Origin of the sequence: Streptomyces sp. enrichment culture (assembly GCF_964272895.1) — a bacterium.
In the GTDB taxonomy this organism is placed as follows: domain Bacteria; phylum Actinomycetota; class Actinomycetes; order Streptomycetales; family Streptomycetaceae; genus Streptomyces.
In genome coordinates, this window is sequence record NZ_OZ186832.1 from 4964960 (window position 1) to 4982224 (window position 17265).

General features: G+C 73.7%; 9 protein-coding genes and 1 tRNA gene. 8 read left to right on the top strand and 2 right to left on the bottom strand.

Going from position 1 to position 17265, the window contains the following annotated elements:
• Nucleotides 1-224: 224 nt before the first annotated feature.
• Nucleotides 225-3101 carry a lysylphosphatidylglycerol synthase domain-containing protein gene (locus tag ACSU6M_RS22565; protein ID WP_437071786.1) on the bottom strand — a complete coding sequence of 959 codons (2877 nt, stop codon included), beginning with the start codon at nt 3099-3101 and terminating at the stop codon, nt 225-227.
• 186 nt (nt 3102-3287) lie between these two features.
• On the opposite strand from ACSU6M_RS22565, the gene ACSU6M_RS22570 reads away from it, so the two are divergent.
• The 6 genes from ACSU6M_RS22570 to ACSU6M_RS22595 all read left to right on the top strand — a co-directional run bounded on the left by ACSU6M_RS22570 (nt 3288) and on the right by ACSU6M_RS22595 (nt 13874).
• Nucleotides 3288-3674: an MGMT family protein gene (locus tag ACSU6M_RS22570; protein ID WP_437071788.1), complete on the top strand. Its 387-nt coding sequence runs from the start codon at nt 3288-3290 to the stop codon at nt 3672-3674.
• A gap of 257 nt (nt 3675-3931) precedes the next feature.
• A complete protein-coding gene (locus ACSU6M_RS22575) occupies nt 3932-7426 on the top strand; it encodes an ATP-dependent helicase (protein ID WP_437071789.1) in 3495 nt (1164 codons plus the stop codon).
• A 111-nt stretch (nt 7427-7537) separates the two neighbouring features.
• A complete protein-coding gene (locus ACSU6M_RS22580) occupies nt 7538-11107 on the top strand; it encodes a UvrD-helicase domain-containing protein (RefSeq protein ID WP_437071791.1) in 3570 nt (1189 codons plus the stop codon).
• 79 nt (nt 11108-11186) lie between these two features.
• Complete coding sequence (locus tag ACSU6M_RS22585; RefSeq protein ID WP_437071792.1) at nt 11187-12590, top strand: dipeptidase; 1404 nt, start codon at nt 11187-11189, stop codon at nt 12588-12590.
• Nucleotides 12591-12807: 217 nt separating this feature from the next.
• A complete protein-coding gene (gene nudC, locus ACSU6M_RS22590; RefSeq protein WP_437071794.1) occupies nt 12808-13752 on the top strand; it encodes an NAD(+) diphosphatase in 945 nt (314 codons plus the stop codon).
• A gap of 47 nt (nt 13753-13799) precedes the next feature.
• Nucleotides 13800-13874 (top strand) — tRNA-Trp (locus ACSU6M_RS22595).
• 65 nt (nt 13875-13939) lie between these two features.
• On the opposite strand, the gene ACSU6M_RS22600 is transcribed toward ACSU6M_RS22595, so the two are convergent.
• Complete coding sequence (locus ACSU6M_RS22600) at nt 13940-14182, bottom strand: mycoredoxin (protein ID WP_128434519.1); 243 nt, start codon at nt 14180-14182, stop codon at nt 13940-13942.
• Nucleotides 14183-14409: 227 nt separating this feature from the next.
• On the opposite strand from ACSU6M_RS22600, the gene ACSU6M_RS22605 reads away from it, so the two are divergent.
• On the top strand, nt 14410-16605 hold the full coding sequence (locus tag ACSU6M_RS22605; protein ID WP_437071795.1) for an ATP-dependent DNA helicase UvrD2: 2196 nt from the start codon (nt 14410-14412) through the stop codon (nt 16603-16605).
• A gap of 165 nt (nt 16606-16770) precedes the next feature.
• Nucleotides 16771-17100 (top strand): hypothetical protein, encoded by a 330-nt coding sequence (locus ACSU6M_RS22610; RefSeq protein WP_437071797.1) that lies wholly within the window; start codon nt 16771-16773, stop codon nt 17098-17100.
• Nucleotides 17101-17265: the final 165 nt, after the last annotated feature.

Consider the following 17265-nt stretch of genomic DNA (forward strand, 5'->3'; position numbering starts at 1 on the left):
GAGGGACGGGGCGTGCGAGGGACGGGCGTACGCGGGGGACGCGTACGCGGGGCGGGGCGGGGCGACGCGTACGCGGGGCAGGGCGTACGCGGGGCGGGGCGGCGGCGTACGCGGGCCCGGACCCGCGCGCCGGTCGGCGGGGGCGGGAGGCGGCGCGGCGCTTCGGGGCCGCCCTCCGACGCACCCCGCACAGACGCCCGCGCCCGTTCGCGAGACGCGCGCCCCTACAGCGCGCCCTTCCGCGTGAGGTGGTTGAACGCCAGCCACCCCGGTAGCACCGGCAGCCACAACGTCAGCAGCCGGAACAGCAGTACGGCGGGTGCGGCGACCTCCTTGGGCAGGCCCACCGCGATCAGGCCGACCGTGAGGGTCGCCTCGACCGCGCCGACACCGCCCGGCGTCGGCGCGGCGGAGCCGAGCGCGTTGCCGGCCAGGAAGACGACCGCGACGCTGGCGAGGCTGATCGACGTCGTCTCGTCGCCGAAGGCGCGGATGGAGGCGTCCAGGCACATCACGAAGCAGGCGGTGAGCAGCAGCATGCCGCCGATGCCGGTGATCAGCTTCTGCGGCCGCTGGAGCACGTCCAGCATGCGCGGCACGACACCGGCGAACAGCGAACGCACGCGCGTGACGACGAATTTCCGCAGGAACGGCACCGAGGTGACCACCAGCACGAGCACCGCCACCGTCAGCAGACCCGCGATGACGGTCCGGGACGGCGACAGCGAGGGCGTCTTCTCGGTGCCGGTCAGATAGCCGAAGGCCAGCAGCATCAGGATGTGGCAGCCGAGCCCGAACAGCTGGGACGCGCCGACGCTGGCCACCGCGAGCCCGGGCCGTACGCCCGCCCGCTGCAGGAACCGGGTGTTGAGGGCCACGCCGCCGACCGCGGCCGGCGCCACGATCTTCACGAACGACCCCGCGACCTGCGCCGCCACCGTCCGCGGGAACGGCACCCGCTCCGGGACGAACCCCAGCAGGCTCATCGCGGCCGCGACATAGCTCAGCGCCGAGAACAGCACGGCGGCGATGACCCAGCCCCACTCGGCGTTGGCGAAGAGCGTGCCGAACTCGATGTGGGTGAGCTGGGACAGCAGGAAATACGCGCCGATGGCGCCGGCGATGAAGCTGATCAGCGTCCGCGGGCGCACCCGCTCCAGACGGGCCGGTTCGACCGGCGCCTGCGGGCGGATGCGCAGCACCTCGTGGCGGATCTGGGTGAGCAGATCGTCCTCGCGCGCCTCCTCCAGCGCCTCGTCGATGGCCCGCTTCTCGGCCCGCGCCTCCGCGCGCACGGCCTTCTTGCCGGCCTTGTCGAGCGGTACGGCCCTGCCGGCGGGTGCGGGCTTCTCGAGCGATACGGCCTTGCCCGCCTCGTCGCGCGATACGGCCTTCCCCGCCTCGTCGCGCGATACGGCCTTGCCCGCCGCGTCGCGCCCTGCGGTCCTGTCCGCCTCGTCGCGCGCCAGGGCGCTGCCCTCCGCGTCAGCCGCCACGGCCCTGCCCGCCTCGTCGAGCGGTACGCCCCCGGCGTCCGCCTCCGCGGCCTCCAGACGGGCCTGCTTGGCGTGCCGGGACGCCTCCAGCACGGCTTCGCGTTCGCGTTCCGCCCGCTCGCGGTTGAGGCGGCGCAGCGTCGCGCGCGTGGAGCGGGTCAGCGCGATGGGCTGGAGCATGGGCAGACAGTCGGCGACGGTGTCGGGGCCCAGTACCTCCACCGCCGAGGCCACGGCCCGCTCGGCGCCGACCCGCAGCGCGAGCGTGGTCATCAGCTGGGCGACGTCCATGCGCAGCAGCAGATCGCCCGCCGCGATCTCGCCGCCGCGCAGATCGGTGAGGATCACCTTGCCGGAACGATCCACCAGAATCGCGTCACCCGCGAGCCTGCGGTGGGCGATGCGCCGCGACTGCAGCGCCTTCACCTGGCGCCAGGTGCTGCGCAGCAGCCCGTCGGTGATCTCCTCGTCCGCCAGCGAGTCCAGGGTGCGCCCACCGGTGTGCTCGTAGACGAGCATCACGGCGTCGGGACCGAGCTCGGAGGTGGCGATGAGCTTGGGCGCGTTGGCGCCCGCGGCGATGGCGGCGTACGCCAGCAGCGCCTCCTGCTCCAGCGCCTGACGCAGCGACTGCAGGCTGCGGCGGGTGGCGAAGCCGCGCAGGGTCAGATTGCGCCAGACCCGGTAGAAGAAGCCCTGGGCCTGTTGTTCCCGGTCGACGACGGTGACGTCGAGGGGGCGGCCGTCCTCCAGGGTGACGAAATAGCGGCGGCCCCGGTCGGTGCCGTCGGAGACCTCCGAGGTGTCCTCGCGCGAGGCGCCCACCGGGTGGAAGCCGACCGTCCGCAGGCCGGCCATCAGCGTCTGGCCGGTGGGGCGGACATTGGGCGAGCCGACGGCGTAGAGCGTCCCGTAGGCCACGCTCCAGCCGATGAGCACGGTCAGGATGATCGAGAACGGTGTGGTGTAGCCGGTCACCAGCATCGAGAAGGCGTCCAGCAGGAGCACGATCCACAGCACCGCGCGCCAGCGGGGTCTGCGGGACATGCCGACGGCCGTCATGTACGCGATGACCGGGGCCAGATAGCCGTGCACCGGATCGGTCAGGGCGTTGATGTCACCGGGGGAGGGCTGGGTGAGCGCCTCCTGGATGGAGTCGGGGGCGGCGCGGGCGACCCACAGATCGGTGGCGAGCGTCACCCCGTGCGCGAGGACGGCCGCGAGGACGCCGTCGGCGATGCGCAGTCCGTCGCGTTTGATCAGACGTTCGATCGCGAAGGCGACGGGGACCAGCAGGATCGCGATGCTGGACGCCAGTCCCGCGATCTTGATCAGCAGATCGGGCGCCTGTCCGGTGCCCTTGTTGATGTCCTGTTCCAGACCCGAGGTGGTGCCGTGCGCGAAGGCGGCGATCGCCAGCAGCACGGCGACGGCGAGCACGCCCACCAGGAGCCGCATGAGGTCGGAGGGGCGGTGCACGCGCGCGGGGAGCAGCGGCTCGTCGCCCTCGACCTCGTCCGCGCGCAACTCGTCACCGGGGTCCGGGCGCGACGCAGCGCCAGAGGTGCCCTCCGCGTCGTCGGGGTGCACACCCTGCTGCTTCATCGTCTCTTCTTGATCTCGTATCAACGGTCACCGCCCGCAAGATGGTGGCATGCCGCACCGACACACGGGGGCATCAGGGTGCAAACGCGGGGGCGCACAGTCTGCCGGAAGCGCCGCTCCCGGGCGAGGTGCACCCACGGTGGCGGGCCGCTCACATTGTCGGTGGGGTGGTGCAGGATGGGGCGAATGAGCGAGGAGAGCCTGCCGCACGACGCCCGCGCGGAGTACGCGGACGAGCTGCCCGAGTACGCCGAGCGGGTCCTTGAGGTGGCGGAACTGATCCCGCCGGGGCGCGTCATGACGTACGGGGACGTCGCCGAGTGGCTCCAGGAGGGCGGGCCGCGTCAGGTGGGGCGGGTGATGGCCCTGTACGGCAGCGCGGTGCCCTGGTGGCGGGTCACCCGCGCGGACGGCGTGCTGCTGCCCGGCCATGAGCTGCGTGCGCTCGCTCACTACCGCGCGGAGGGCACCCCGCTGAAGGAGGCGGGCAGAGCGGCCGAGGGCCATCTGCCCCGCATCGACATGCGGAGGGCGCGATGGGACGGCGGTGAGCACGCACAGGGTCACATCTGACAGCTTCCGCCATCGGCCGCGACCGTGGGGGACACGTGATCCGTACGGGGGAAGCGGGGCACGCGCGTGACATGACGTACGTTCGTGGGGTGAGGGACGTACGTGGCGCACGAGCCCGGAGGGAAGAAGCGGAAGCCCTGCTTCCGGCCTTGTCGTCGGCGTAGCGTCGGCTGCGCGCGTCCCCCTCACCTCCCGGCCACCGCCCTTCCCCCGCGGCGGCCCGGCAACCAGCACACCCACCAGGACCGGCGAACCACGTGAGCTCCTCTTCCTCCACCAGGCGCCTGTCGCACCCCACGGTGCGACAGGGGAGCCGTGGCGCTTACCGTCTGGTCCGCACGCCCGCGGGCCGACCGGATCCCCCTGGTCTGGACGCCGCACAGCGCGCCGTGGTTGACCATGCCCAAGGCCCGCTGCTCGTCCTCGCGGGACCCGGCACCGGCAAGACCACCACCCTCGTGGAGTCCGTGGCGGCCCGCATCGCGCGCGGCGGGGACCCCCGGCGGATCCTCGTGCTCACCTTCAGCCGCAAGGCCGCCGTCGCACTGCGCGACCGCATGGCCGTGCGCATAGGGGCGGCCCGCGCGCCCCAGGCGACCACCTTCCACTCGTTCTGCTACGCCCTGGTCCGCGCCCACCAGGACAGCGACCTGTTCGCCGAACCACTGCGGCTGCTGTCCGGCCCCGAGCAGGACGTGACCGTGCGCGAGCTGCTCGCCGGCCAGAGCGACCTGGAGCGGTCCGGCCTCGCCCATGTGCGCTGGCCCGACGAACTGCGCGCCTGTCTGACCACCCGAGGCTTCGCCGACGAGGTCCGCGCGGTCCTCGCCCGCAGCCGCGAGCTGGGCCTCGACCCCGCCGCCCTGGACGCCTTCGCCCGCCGCATCGGCCGCCCCGACTGGCGGGCCGCCGCCGCCTTCCTCGCCGAGTACCTGGACGTGCTCGACCTCCAGGGTGTGCTCGACTACGCCGAACTCGTCCACCGCGCGGTGCTCCTCGCCCGCCGCCCCGAGACCGCCGAGCGGCTCGCCGCCCAGTACGACGCCGTCTACGTCGACGAGTACCAGGACACCGACCCCGCCCAGGTACGGCTGCTGCACGCACTGGCCGGCGGCGGCCGCACCCTGGTCGCCTTCGGCGACCCCGACCAGTCGATCTACGCCTTCCGGGGCGCCGACGTGAACGGCATCCTGGACTTCCCGCGCGTCTTCACGCGCGCGGACGGCAGTCCGGCACCCGTCGAGGTGCTGCGCACCTCCCGCCGCTCCGGCGCCCAGCTGCTCGCCGCGACCCGTCTGCTCACCCAGCGCATGCCGCTCACCCGCCTCCCGGCGGACAAGGTCCGCGCGCACCGCGAACTGACACCCGCGCGCGCGGGCGGCCGCGTCGAGGTCTTCACCTACCCGACGCCGGGCACCGAACTGGACAACATCGCCGACATCCTGCGCCGCGCCCACCTCGAGGACGGCGTCCCCTGGAGCGACATGGCCGTCCTCGTACGCGCCGGCTCCCGCACCATCCCCGCCGTCCGCCGCGCCCTCACCGCCGCCGGCGTGCCCCTCGACATCGACGGCGACGACCTGCCCCTGCGCCACGAACCGGCGGTGGCCCCCCTGCTGACGGCACTGCGGGCGGTGGCCCAGGCGGAGGCGACGGAGGCGCGCGCGGGGGGCGCGGCCGGGGACGGGCGTACGGGGGGCGCGGCCGCGGAGGGGCGTACGGGGGGCGGGGGCGCCGACACGGAGGCCGTGGACGGGCGTACGGCGGACGAGGGGGCCGACGCAGAGGCGGGCGACGGGCGCTCCGAGGACGAGCGGACTGCCGCCGAGGCCGCCGACGGGCGATCCGAGGCCACCGACGAGCCCCCCTGCTGGCTCGACACCGAGACCGCGCTCACCCTGCTCACCTCCCCCCTCGCCGGCATGGACGCCGCCGATCTGCGCCGTCTCGGACGCGCCCTGCGCGAGGAGGAGCGGGCCGCCGGCAACCCCGTACCGCCGCCCTCCGACGAACTGCTCGCGCGGGCGCTGGCCGAGCCGGAGCGGCTGGCGGTGCACGACCCGGCGTACGCGCGCGGGGCGCAGCGCCTGGGCGCGCTGCTGCGCAAGGCCCGTGAGCGCCTGGCCGGCGGCGGTACGGCCGAGGAGGCGCTGTGGGACCTGTGGGAGGGCACACCGTGGCCCGCGCGGCTGGAGCGGACCGCTCGGCGCGGAGGAGCGGCGGGCCGCAACGCCGACCGCGATCTGGACGCCGTCTGCGCGCTGTTCGCGACGGCCGCGCGCGCGGAGGAGCGCACCGGAGGGCGGGGCGCGCTGAACTTCCTGGAGCAGATCGACGCCGAGGACATCGCCGCCGACACGCTCACCCGGCGCGCCCTGCGCCCCGACGCCGTGCGCCTGATGACCGCGCACCGCGCCAAGGGCCTGGAGTGGCGCCTGGTCGTCGTGGCCGGCGTCCAGGAGGGCCTGTGGCCCGACCTGCGCCGCCGCGGCTCCCTGCTGGAGGCCGACCGCATCGGCCGCGACGGACTCGCCGAACCGCTCACTCCGGGGGCCCTGCTCGCCGAGGAGCGGCGCCTGTTCTACGTGGCCGCCACGCGCGCGCGTGAGCGCCTTGTCGTCACCGCGGTGAAGGCGCCCGCCGACGACGGCGACCAGCCCTCCCGCTTCCTCACCGAGCTCGGCGTCGAACCCAAGGACGTCACCGGCCGCCCGAGGCGCCCCCTGTCGGTCGCCGCGCTCGTCGCCGAGCTGCGCGCCACCACCGTCGACCCGCGCGTGTCCGACGCCCTCCGGGAGGCCGCCGCCCGCCGCCTGGCCCGGCTCGCCGCGCTCACCGACGACGACGGCCGCCCGCTCGTGCCGTCCGCGCATCCCTACCGCTGGTGGGGCATGTTCGAGCCGACCGAGTCCAAGGTGCCGCTGCGCGACCGCGACCAGCCCGTCGTGCTGTCCGGCAGCGCCCTCGACCAGCTCGCCAACACCTGCGCCCTGCAGTGGTTCCTGGGCCGCGAGGTGAAGGCCGACGCACCCGCGACCGCCGCCCAGGGCTTCGGCAACGTCGTGCACGTCCTCGCCGACGAGGTCGCCTCCGGGCACACCCCCGCCGACCTCGACGTCCTCATGGAACGTCTCGACTCGGTGTGGAACGCGCTCGCCTTCGACGCGCCCTGGAAGTCGGCCCAGGAGAAGGAGCACGCGCGCGTGGCGCTCGAACGCTTCCTGAAGTGGCACGTCATGGACCGCACCGGCCGCACCCCCGTGGCCAGCGAGCACGACTTCGACGTCACCCTCGAAGCGGGCGAGTACCAGGTGCGCATCCGCGGCCAGATGGACCGCGTCGAGGCCGACGGCCAGGGCCGGGCCTACGTCGTCGACTTCAAGACCGGCAAACAGGCCCCCACCGCGCGCGAGGTCGAACGCCACCCGCAGCTCGCCGTCTACCAGCTCGCCGTCCGCGAGGGCGCCGTCGACGACGCCTTCGACGGGGTACGGCCCGAGCCGGGCGGCGCCGAACTCGTCCACCTCCGCCAGGGCGCGGCCAAGCGGGACGGCGGCGACACCCTGCCCAAGGTGCAGGGCCAGGAAGCCCTCGAGGGTGCGGCCGGCGAGTGGGTCGGCGATCTGCTGGCCACGGCCGCGGGCAAGGTCCTCGACGAGCGCTTCACCCCCACGACCGGCCAGCACTGCACCCACTGCGCCTTCCGCGCCTCGTGCAGCGCCCGGCCGGAGGGACGGCACGTCGTGGAGTAGCCGCACGTCAGCACGTGACGGATCGCACCACTCCCGCCGACCTGCGCTTCTTCCGCCCATGACGGCCGACGCGGCCTGCGCTGTCAGTGCCCGCCGCTAGCCTCTTCTCTCATGCCCGCCCGCATCACCGACCCCGAGCAGCTCAAGGAGCTCCTCGGCATCCCGTTCACCCCGGAGCAGATGGCCTGCATCGTCGCGCCGCCCGCTCCGCAGGTCATCGTGGCCGGAGCCGGGTCGGGCAAGACGACGGTCATGGCGGCGCGCGTGGTGTGGCTGGTCGGCACCGGCCAGGTCGCCCCCGAACAGGTCCTCGGCCTGACCTTCACCAACAAGGCCGCCGGCGAACTCGCCGAGCGCGTCCGCAAGGCGCTCGTGCGCGCGGGCGTGACCGACCCCGATGTCATCGACCCGGACAACCCGCCCGGCGAGCCGGTGATCTCGACGTACCACGCCTTCGCGGGCCGCCTGCTGACCGACCACGGCCTGCGCATCGGCCTGGAGCCCAGCTCCCGCCTCCTCGCCGACGCCACCCGCTACCAGCTCGCCGCGCGGGTGCTGCGCGAGGCCCCCGGCCCCTACCCGGCGCTCACCCGCTCCTTCGCCGACCTCGTCGCCGACCTCCTCGCCCTCGACTCCGAGCTGTCCGAGCACCTCGTACGCCCCGAGAGCCTGCGCGCGTGGGACGCCGAGCTGCTGCTCGCCCTCGACGGCGCCAAGCTCACCAACGCCGACCTGCGCAAGGTCCCCGAGGCCGCCGCCGCCCGCCGCGATCTCGCCGGACTGGTCCTGCGCTACCGGGCCGCCAAACGCGAGCGGGACCTGCTGGACTTCGGCGACCAGATCGCCCTCGCCGCCCACCTCGCCCAGCTCCCGGAGGTGGGCCGCCTGCTGCGCGAGGAGTTCCGGGTGGTGCTGCTCGACGAGTACCAGGACACCTCCGTCGCCCAGCGGGTACTGCTCGCGGGCCTGTTCGGCGGCGGCACCGGCCACCCCGTGACCGCCGTCGGCGACCCCTGCCAGGCCATCTACGGCTGGCGCGGCGCCTCCGTGGCCAACCTCGACGACTTCCCCGAGCACTTCGCGCACGCCGACGGCCGCCCCGCCACCCGCCAGGCGCTCAGCGAGAACCGCCGCAGCGGCGGCCGCCTCCTCGACCTCGCCAACGGCCTCGCCGAGCCCCTGCGCGCCCTGCACGCGGGCGTGGAGGCCCTGCGCCCCGCGCCCGGCGCCGAACGCGACGGCCTGGTCCGCTGCGCGCTGCTGCCCACCCACGCCGACGAGATGGACTGGATCGCCGACTCCATCGCCCACCTCGTACGCACCGGCACGGCGCCCGGCGAGATCGCCGTCCTGTGCCGTACGGCGACCGACTTCGCCGAGATCCAGGGAGCGCTCGTCGCCCGCGACGTGCCCGTCGAGGTCGTCGGCCTGTCCGGGCTGCTGCACCTGCCCGAGGTCGCCGACCTGGTCGCCGTCTGCGAAGTGCTCCAGGACCCCGGCGCCAACGCCTCGCTGGTGCGGCTGCTGACCGGCCCGCGGTGGCGCATCGGCCCGCGCGACCTGGCCCTGCTCGGCCGCCGCGCCCGGCTGCTGGTGTCCCACGCGCGCGGGGGCGACGAGGACGACCCCGACCGCCGGCTCGCCGCGGCCGTCGAAGGGGTCGACCCGGCCGAGGTGATATCGCTCGCGGACGCCCTCGACACGTTCCTGGAATCGCCCCCGGAGGACGACGACGGACTGCCCTTCTCGCCGGACGCGCGCGTGCGCTTCGCCCGCCTCGCCGCCGAACTGCGCGACCTGCGCCGCTCCCTGTCCGACCCGCTCATGGACGTCCTGCACCGCGTCCTGGCGGTCACCGGCCTGGAGGTCGAGCTCTCGGCGTCCCCGCACGCGCTGGCCGCCCGCCGCCGCGAGACCCTGTCGAACTTCCTGGACGTCGCCGCGTCCTTCGCCGCCTCCGACGGCGAGGCCACCCTGCTGGCCTTCCTCGGCTTCCTGCGCACCGCCGCGCAGTACGAGAAGGGCCTGGACAACGCCCTGCCCGGTGGCGAGAACACCGTCAAGGTGCTCACCGCGCACAAGTCCAAGGGCCTGGAGTGGGACGTCGTCGCCGTACCGGGACTGGTGAGCGGGAACTTCCCCAGCGCCCAGGGCCGCGAGAAGTGGACGGCCCAGGCGAAGGTGCTGCCGCACGAGCTGCGCGGCGACGCGGACACGCTGCCCGACGTCGAGGCATGGGACTCGCGCGGGATGAAGGCGTTCCACGAGGCCATGAAGGAGCACCAGCGCACCGAGGAACTCCGCCTCGGCTACGTCACCTTCACCCGCCCCCGCTCCCTCCTGCTCGGCTCGGGCCACTGGTGGGGGCCTTCGCAGAAGAAGCAGCGCGGGCCGTCCGAGTTCCTGCTGGCGCTGCACGACCACTGCGTCGCCGGTTTCGGCGAGATCGAGGTCTGGGCGCAGGAGCCGGAGGAGGACGCCGAGAACCCCGCCCTGCACCGGCAGACCGCGGAACAGGTCTGGCCGCTCCCCCTGGACGAGACGGCCCTGGCCCGCCGCCGCGCGGCCGCCGAGACGGTCCTGGCCCACCTGGATTCCCTCACCGAGGCCCCGTACGACCCGGAGAACCACGAGGACCCGGACTGGCCCCCGCCGCCGCAGGACGACGAACCGCCCTACGAGGAGGAGCCGCCCTACGCGGACGGTGAGCCCTTCGCGGACGGTGAGCCCTTCGCCGAGGACGATCCCGACGACTGGGGCTCCTGGAGCCCGGCCCGCCCGCACGACCCCGACCGCCCGCACGGCCCCGACCGCCCGCGCGATCCCAACCACCCGGAGGGCTCAGCCCACCCGGAGAGCCAGGCCCGTCCGCACGGCCAGGCCCGCCCCACCGTCCCCCACCAGGCGAGCGCACCCGAGCCCCCGCTCCTCCGGGAACCGGAACCCCCGCTCCCCCCGGAGCCGGACTCCCTCACCCCCGAAGAGGCCCGCACCATCGCCTCCTGGGACCGCGACCTCGACGCCCTCACCGGTGAGCTCCTGCGTGCCCGCCGGTCCGTCACGGAGGTGCCGCTCCCGGCCGCCCTGACCGCGTCCCAGCTGCTGCACCTGGCCGCCGACCCGGACGGCTTCGCGCAGGAGCTGGCCCGGCCCATGCCGCGCCCGCCGCAGCCCGCCGCCCGCCGGGGCACCCGGTTCCACGCCTGGGTCGAGGCCCGCTTCGAGGCGCTGACCCTGCCCATGCTGGAGCCGGACGAGCTGCCCGGCGCGGACGCCGAGATCGAGGACGAGCGCGACCTGGAGGCCCTCAAGGAGGCATTCGAACGCACCGAGTACGCGCACCGCACGCCCTACCGCGTGGAGGCGCCCTTCCAGCTCTCCCTCGCCGGACGCGTGATCCGGGGCCGTATCGACGCCGTCTACAAGGACGGGGACGGCGAGACGGCGACGTACGAGATCGTCGACTGGAAGACGGGCCGCGAGGGCGGCGCCGACCCCCTCCAGCTCGCCCTGTACCGGCTGGCGTGGGCCCAGCAGCAGGGCGTGCCCCTGGAGTCGGTCACGGCGGCGTTCCTGTTCGTGCGCACCGGAGAGGTCGTCCGTCCGAGAGACCTGCCGGACCGGGTGGCGATCGAGCGGCTGCTGCGGGAGGAGACGGCCGGGGAGGACGTCGTCATGTGACGAACCGCCCAACAGCGGGCGTCCGTATGTGACGAACCGCCCAAGAAGGATGTCGGTGCGGGCCGATAGGCTCGTGACCATGAGCCAGACCCCGGACAGCGCCGTCCGCCAGTACATCCAGCAGCACCGCGCGGCCTTCCTCGACGACCTCGCCGAGTGGCTGCGCATCCCGTCGGTGTCCGCCCAGCCCGACCACGCCTGCGACGTCCGGCGCAGCGCCGACTGGCTCGCCGCCAAGCTCACCGGGACCGGCTTCCCCACCGTCGAGGTCTGGGAGACCCCGGGCGCCCCGGCCGTGTTCGCCGAGTGGCCCTCCGGCGACCCCGAGGCGCCCACGGTCCTGGTCTACGGCCATCACGACGTGCAGCCCGCCGCCCGCGAGGACGGCTGGGACAGCGAGCCCTTCGAGCCGGTGATCCGGGAGAACCGCCTCTACGCGCGCGGGGCGGCCGACGACAAGGGCCAGGTCTTCTTCCACACCCTGGGCGTCCGCGCCCACCTCGCCGCGACCGGCCGCACGGCCCCCGCGGTCAACCTGAAGCTGCTGATCGAGGGCGAGGAGGAGTCCGGCTCCCCGCACTTCCGCGCCCTGGTCGAGGAGCGCGCCGAGCGGCTGGCCGCCGACGCGGTGATCGTCTCCGACACCGGTATGTGGTCCGAGGACACCCCGACGGTGTGCACGGGCATGCGCGGCCTCGCCGAGTGCGAGATCCGCCTGTACGGCCCGGATCAGGACATCCACTCCGGTTCCTTCGGCGGCGCCGTGCCCAACCCGGCCACCGCCGCCGCCCGCCTGGTGGCCGCCCTGCACGACGAGCACGCGCGCGTGGCGATCCCCGGCTTCTACGACGGCATCGTGGAGCTCACCGACCGCGAGCGCGAGCTCTTCGCCGAGCTGCCCTTCGACGAGCAGCGCTGGCTGCGCACCGCGAAGTCGTACGCCACCCACGGCGAGGCCGGGCACACCACCCTGGAGCGGATCTGGGCCCGCCCCACCGCCGAGGTCAACGGCATCGGCGGCGGCTACCAGGGCCCCGGCAGCAAGACGATCATCCCGGCCTCGGCGATGGTGAAGCTCTCCTTCCGGATGGTCGCGGGCCAGGACCCCGATCACATCGAGAAGGCCGTCCGCGCCTGGGTCGCCGAGCAGGTGCCCGCGGGCATCCGCTGCGAGATCGAGTTCGGCGGGGCCACCCGCCCGTGCCTGACCCCGCTGGACCACCCGGCCCTGCAGTCGGTGGTGCGCGCGATGAGCCGCGCCTTCGAGGGGCCCGTCCGCTACACGCGCGAGGGCGGCTCCGGACCGGCCGCCGACCTCCAGGAGGTGCTCGGCGCTCCCGTGCTCTTCCTGGGCATCTCGGTGCCCTCCGACGGCTGGCACGCGCCCAATGAGAAGGTCGAGCTGGACCTGCTCGTCAAGGGTGTGGAGACCAGCGCCTATCTGTGGGGCGACCTGGCCGAGACCTGGCGCCATGCCGACTGACCGGCCGACGCCGTCCGGGGCGCCCCCGCACACGGGGCGCACGGTGGGAACCGGCGGCGATCCCCACCCGCACCACCGGGACGCGCACGCGCGCGGGGCACACTGGAAGGGCAGCCCCGCACCGCGAAGCCCCGCCGGACCCGGTCACCTCCTGCCGCACGTCCCGCTGAACCGCCGCCGAACCCAACCGCTGCACCCGGGGGAGTAGGAAGCACCCGTGACCACCTGGACCGATCACACCGCCGACCGACCCATCTCGCTCACCGCCCCGAGCGGCATCGACCGCGCCGCCCACCACCGGCTCGACGAGGCATGGCTCGCGGCGGCGTGGAGCCACCCCACGACCCGCTGCTTCGTGGTCTCCGGCGGTCAGGTCCTCATCGACGAGACGCCCGAGGGCACCACCGAGCTCGTCATGACCCCGTCCTTCGAAGCCCCGCTCACCGAGGCGCACCGCTACTTCCTGGGCACGGACGCGGACGGCGTCAGCTACTTCGCCCTCCAGAAGGACTCGCTGCCCGGCCGTATCGACCAGTCCGCCCGCCCGGCGGGCCTGCGCGAGGCCGGACTGCTGCTGTCCCCGCGCGACGCGGGCCTGATGGTGCACGCGGTCGGTCTGGAGAACTGGCAGCGCACCCACCGCTTCTGCTCCCGCTGCGGCGAACGCACGGTCATCGCCGCCGCCGGCCACATCCGCCGCTGCCCCGCCTGCGGCGCCGAGCACTACCCGCGCACCGACCCGGCCGTCATCATGGCCGTCACCGACGAGGACGACCGCATCCTCCTCGGCCGCCAGGTGCACTGGCCCGAGGGCCGCTTCTCCACGCTCGCCGGTTTCGTCGAGCCCGGAGAGTCCATCGAGCAGGCGGTGCGCCGCGAGGTGTACGAGGAGGCCGGGGTCACCGTCGGCCAGGTCGAGTACGTCGCCAGCCAGCCCTGGCCGTTCCCGTCCAGCCTGATGCTGGGCTTCATGGCCCGGGCCACGGCGACCGAGATCAACGTCGACGGCGACGAGATCCACGAGGCCCGCTGGTTCTCCCGCGACGAGCTGGGCGCCGCCTTCGACTCCGGCGAGGTGCTCCCGCCCTACGGCATCTCCATCGCGGCCCGCCTCATCGAGCTCTGGTACGGCAAGCCGCTGCCGACCCGGAGCGTGCTCTGAGCAGCCGCACCGCGCTCCTGGGCCCCGGCTAGGATTCCGGCCGGGGCGGAGCCGTAGCGCAGAGGTCGTCGCGCGCGGTCTCCAAAACCGCGAGGACGCCGGTTCGAATCCGGCCGGTTCCGCCTCGCCCACATGCCGAAAGGGCGGCCACCCCAGCCGGGGCGGCCGCCCTTCACGCGTACGTCGCTCAGACGCCGATCTTCTGCTTCACCTGGGCCAGCGACGGGTTGGTGAGCGTCGAGCCGTCCGCGAAGAGAACGGTCGGCACCGTCTGGTTCCCGCCGTTCGCCTTCTCCACGAACGCGGCGGACTCGGGGTCCTGCTCGATGTTGATCTCGGTGTACGCGATGCCTTCGCGCTCCAGCTGCTTCTTCAGCCGCTGGCAGTAGCCGCACCACGTCGTGCTGTACATCGTCACAGTGCCCTGCATGTCTCGCGCGCTCCCTTGGTCGCTCGGGGGTGGGGTCGTCCGAAGAGGGAACATACGCGACGGGGCCGCCATTCCCGCCGGGGGTATGCGCGCCGGGGTGACTCCTGTCGCACCGGTCCGCGGCCACCCGTCGCGTCCGCGTGACGCCTGTCGCATTAGTACGACTGCGAGCCCCGGCCTGTGGACAACCGGCTCGGGCGTCTCCGGCGACCTGGCAGCATGGCTGTGTGACAGCAGCAACGCACTCCACTCTCTTCCCGCCCGTACCGGACTCGGCCGACGCGGTGCTCGAAGGGCTCGACCCGGAGCAGCGCGAGGTGGCCACCTCCCTGCACGGTCCGGTGTGCGTGCTGGCCGGCGCCGGCACCGGCAAGACCCGGGCGATCACCCACCGGATCGCCTACGGGGTACGGGCGGGCATCCTCCAGCCCTCCAGCGTCCTCGCCGTCACCTTCACCAACCGGGCCGCGGGCGAGATGCGCGGCCGGCTGCGCCAGCTCGGCGCGACCGGCGTCCAGGCCCGCACCTTCCACTCCGCCGCGCTCCGCCAGCTCCAGTACTTCTGGCCGAAAGCCATCGGTGGCGCCATGCCCCGGATCGTCGACCGCAAGGTCCAGCTCGTCGTCGACGCCGCCGCCGCGTGCGGTCTGCGTCTCGACCGGGGGGAGCTGAGAGACGCCACCGCCGAGATCGAGTGGTCCAAGGTGACCCAGACCGCGCCCGCCGACTACCCGCTCGCAGCCGCGAAGGCCGGACGCGTGCCACCCCGCAGCCCCGCCGAGATCGCCCAGCTGTACGCGGCCTACGAGGACGTCAAACGGGAGCGCGCCGTCATCGACTTCGAGGACGTCCTGCTCCTCACCGTCGCCGTCCTGCAGGACCGGCACGACATCGCCGATCAGGTACGTGCCCAGTACCAGCACTTCGTCGTCGACGAGTACCAGGACGTCAGCCCCCTCCAGCAGCGGCTGCTGGAGCTGTGGCTGGGGGAGCGCGACAGCCTCTGCGTGGTCGGTGACGCCAGCCAGACGATCTACTCGTTCACGGGCGCAACCCCGGACCACCTCCTGGACTTCCGGCTGCGCCATCCGGGCGCCACGGTCGTCAAGCTGGTCCGCGACTACCGCTCCACACCGCAGGTGGTACGGCTGGCCAACGGCCTGCTCGCCCAGGCCCACGGCCGCGCCGCCGACCACCGGCTGGAACTCGTCTCCCAGCGCGCCCCCGGACCCGAACCCGTCTTCACCGAGTACACGGACGAGCCGGCCGAGGCCGAAGGCGCCGCCCGGCGCATCCGCGAGCTGCTCGACGCGGGCGTCGCGGCCAGCGAGATCGCCGTGCTGTTCCGCACCAACGCCCAGTCCGAGCTCTACGAGCAGGCCCTCGCCGACGCCGGGGTGCCCTACCAGCTGCGGGGCGCCGAGCGGTTCTTCGACCGTCCCGAGGTGCGCAAGGCGGGCCGCGCCCTGGTCGCGGCGGCCCGCTTCGGCGGCAACGACTCCCTGCTGGACGATGTCGTGGACCTGCCCTCACAGGTGCGCGCGGTGCTGTCCGGCGAGGGCTGGACACCGCGGCCGCCCGCCGGCTCCGGTGCGGTCAGAGAGAGCTGGGAGTCGCTCGCGGCGCTGGTCAACCTCGCGCAGGACTTCGCCGCCGCCCACCCCGGCGCGGGCCTCCCCGAGTTCGTGGCCGAGCTCGACGAGCGGGCCGGCGCCCAGCACGCCCCGACCGTGCAGGGCGTCACCCTGGCCTCCCTGCACTCGGCGAAGGGCCTGGAGTGGGACGTGGTGTTCCTGGTCGGCGTCACCGAGGGCATGATGCCGATCACCTACGCGCGCACCGACGAGCAGATAGAGGAGGAGCGCCGCCTGCTCTACGTCGGCATCACCCGCGCCCGTGAGCGGCTGCACGTCTCCTGGGCGCTGGCCCGCTCGCCCGGCCTCCGCCCCAGCCGCAGGCCCAGCCGCTTCCTCGACGGCCTGCGCCCCGGCACGAGCGGCACCACAGGCCGCGCGGGCACCGCCGGCTCCGGCGGCGTCGAGCGGGGCTTCACCGGAGCGGCGGAGGCGGCACCCAGACGCGTCCGGCGCAGCCCGGCCCGCTGCCGGGTGTGCGGACGCACGCTCACCGACGCCGGCGACATGAAGCTGATGCGCTGCGAGGACTGCCCCTCCGACATGGACGAGGGGCTGTACGAGCGGCTGCACGAGTGGCGGGAGGCGGTGGCCGGCCGCAGCGGGCAGCCGGCGTTCTGCATCTTCACGGACAAGACGCTGATGGCGATCGCCGAGGCCGCCCCCGCCGACCCGGTGGAACTCGCTCGAATCCCAGGCGTCCTCACCCGTAAGCTCAACCGCTACGGGGCCGATGTCCTGGCCATCTGCGCCGGTCAGGAGGTCGCCGCGGAGGCGGCCGACGACTGATACGAACTCGTCGAAAAAATAGTTTGCGCATGCCCCAGGAATCCCCATAGGTTCTTAGGCGTGGGAACGGCGGCCTTCTCCAGGCCCCCGCTTCCATGGTGTACTTGCATATCCGTCGGACTGGTTCACCCCAGTCCCCCGAGACGCCGAGAGGAGGCGAGTCCAGTGATCAGCATCAAGGCCAGCACCACCGTCAGCACCGTCAAAATGACCGATCGCTCGGTCGTCGCCTCCCTGTGCATGCTCGGCGCCTCGGACCAGGGCACCGGTCTGTCCGGCATTCGTGCCGTCCGTCCGGCCGCCTCCCTGTCCCTTGCGGGCCTTCCCGTCCGCGAGCGCAATGAGCGACCGACCAAGGCACTGGAAGCGGCAGTAACGGCACAGGCGCAGGCCTATGCCTTTACGGCGACCGGTGCCGGATTCCGGAAGCAGACGACGCAGCACCACCTGATGTGGGCCTTCCGTGGGCCAGAACCCTGGAGTGATCCAGCCTGATCGTCGATCAGGCCGGCGCCTTCAGGGCCGCGGAACCCCATCCGGGATCCGCGGCCCTTCTGTTTTCCCCGAACGGGGACGACAGAGCGAAGGAGCCTCGGGACAAGAAAAGAACCCGGTACCAGCCGCCCCCGGCCCAACAGGGCCGGAACGACCAGACGAGGA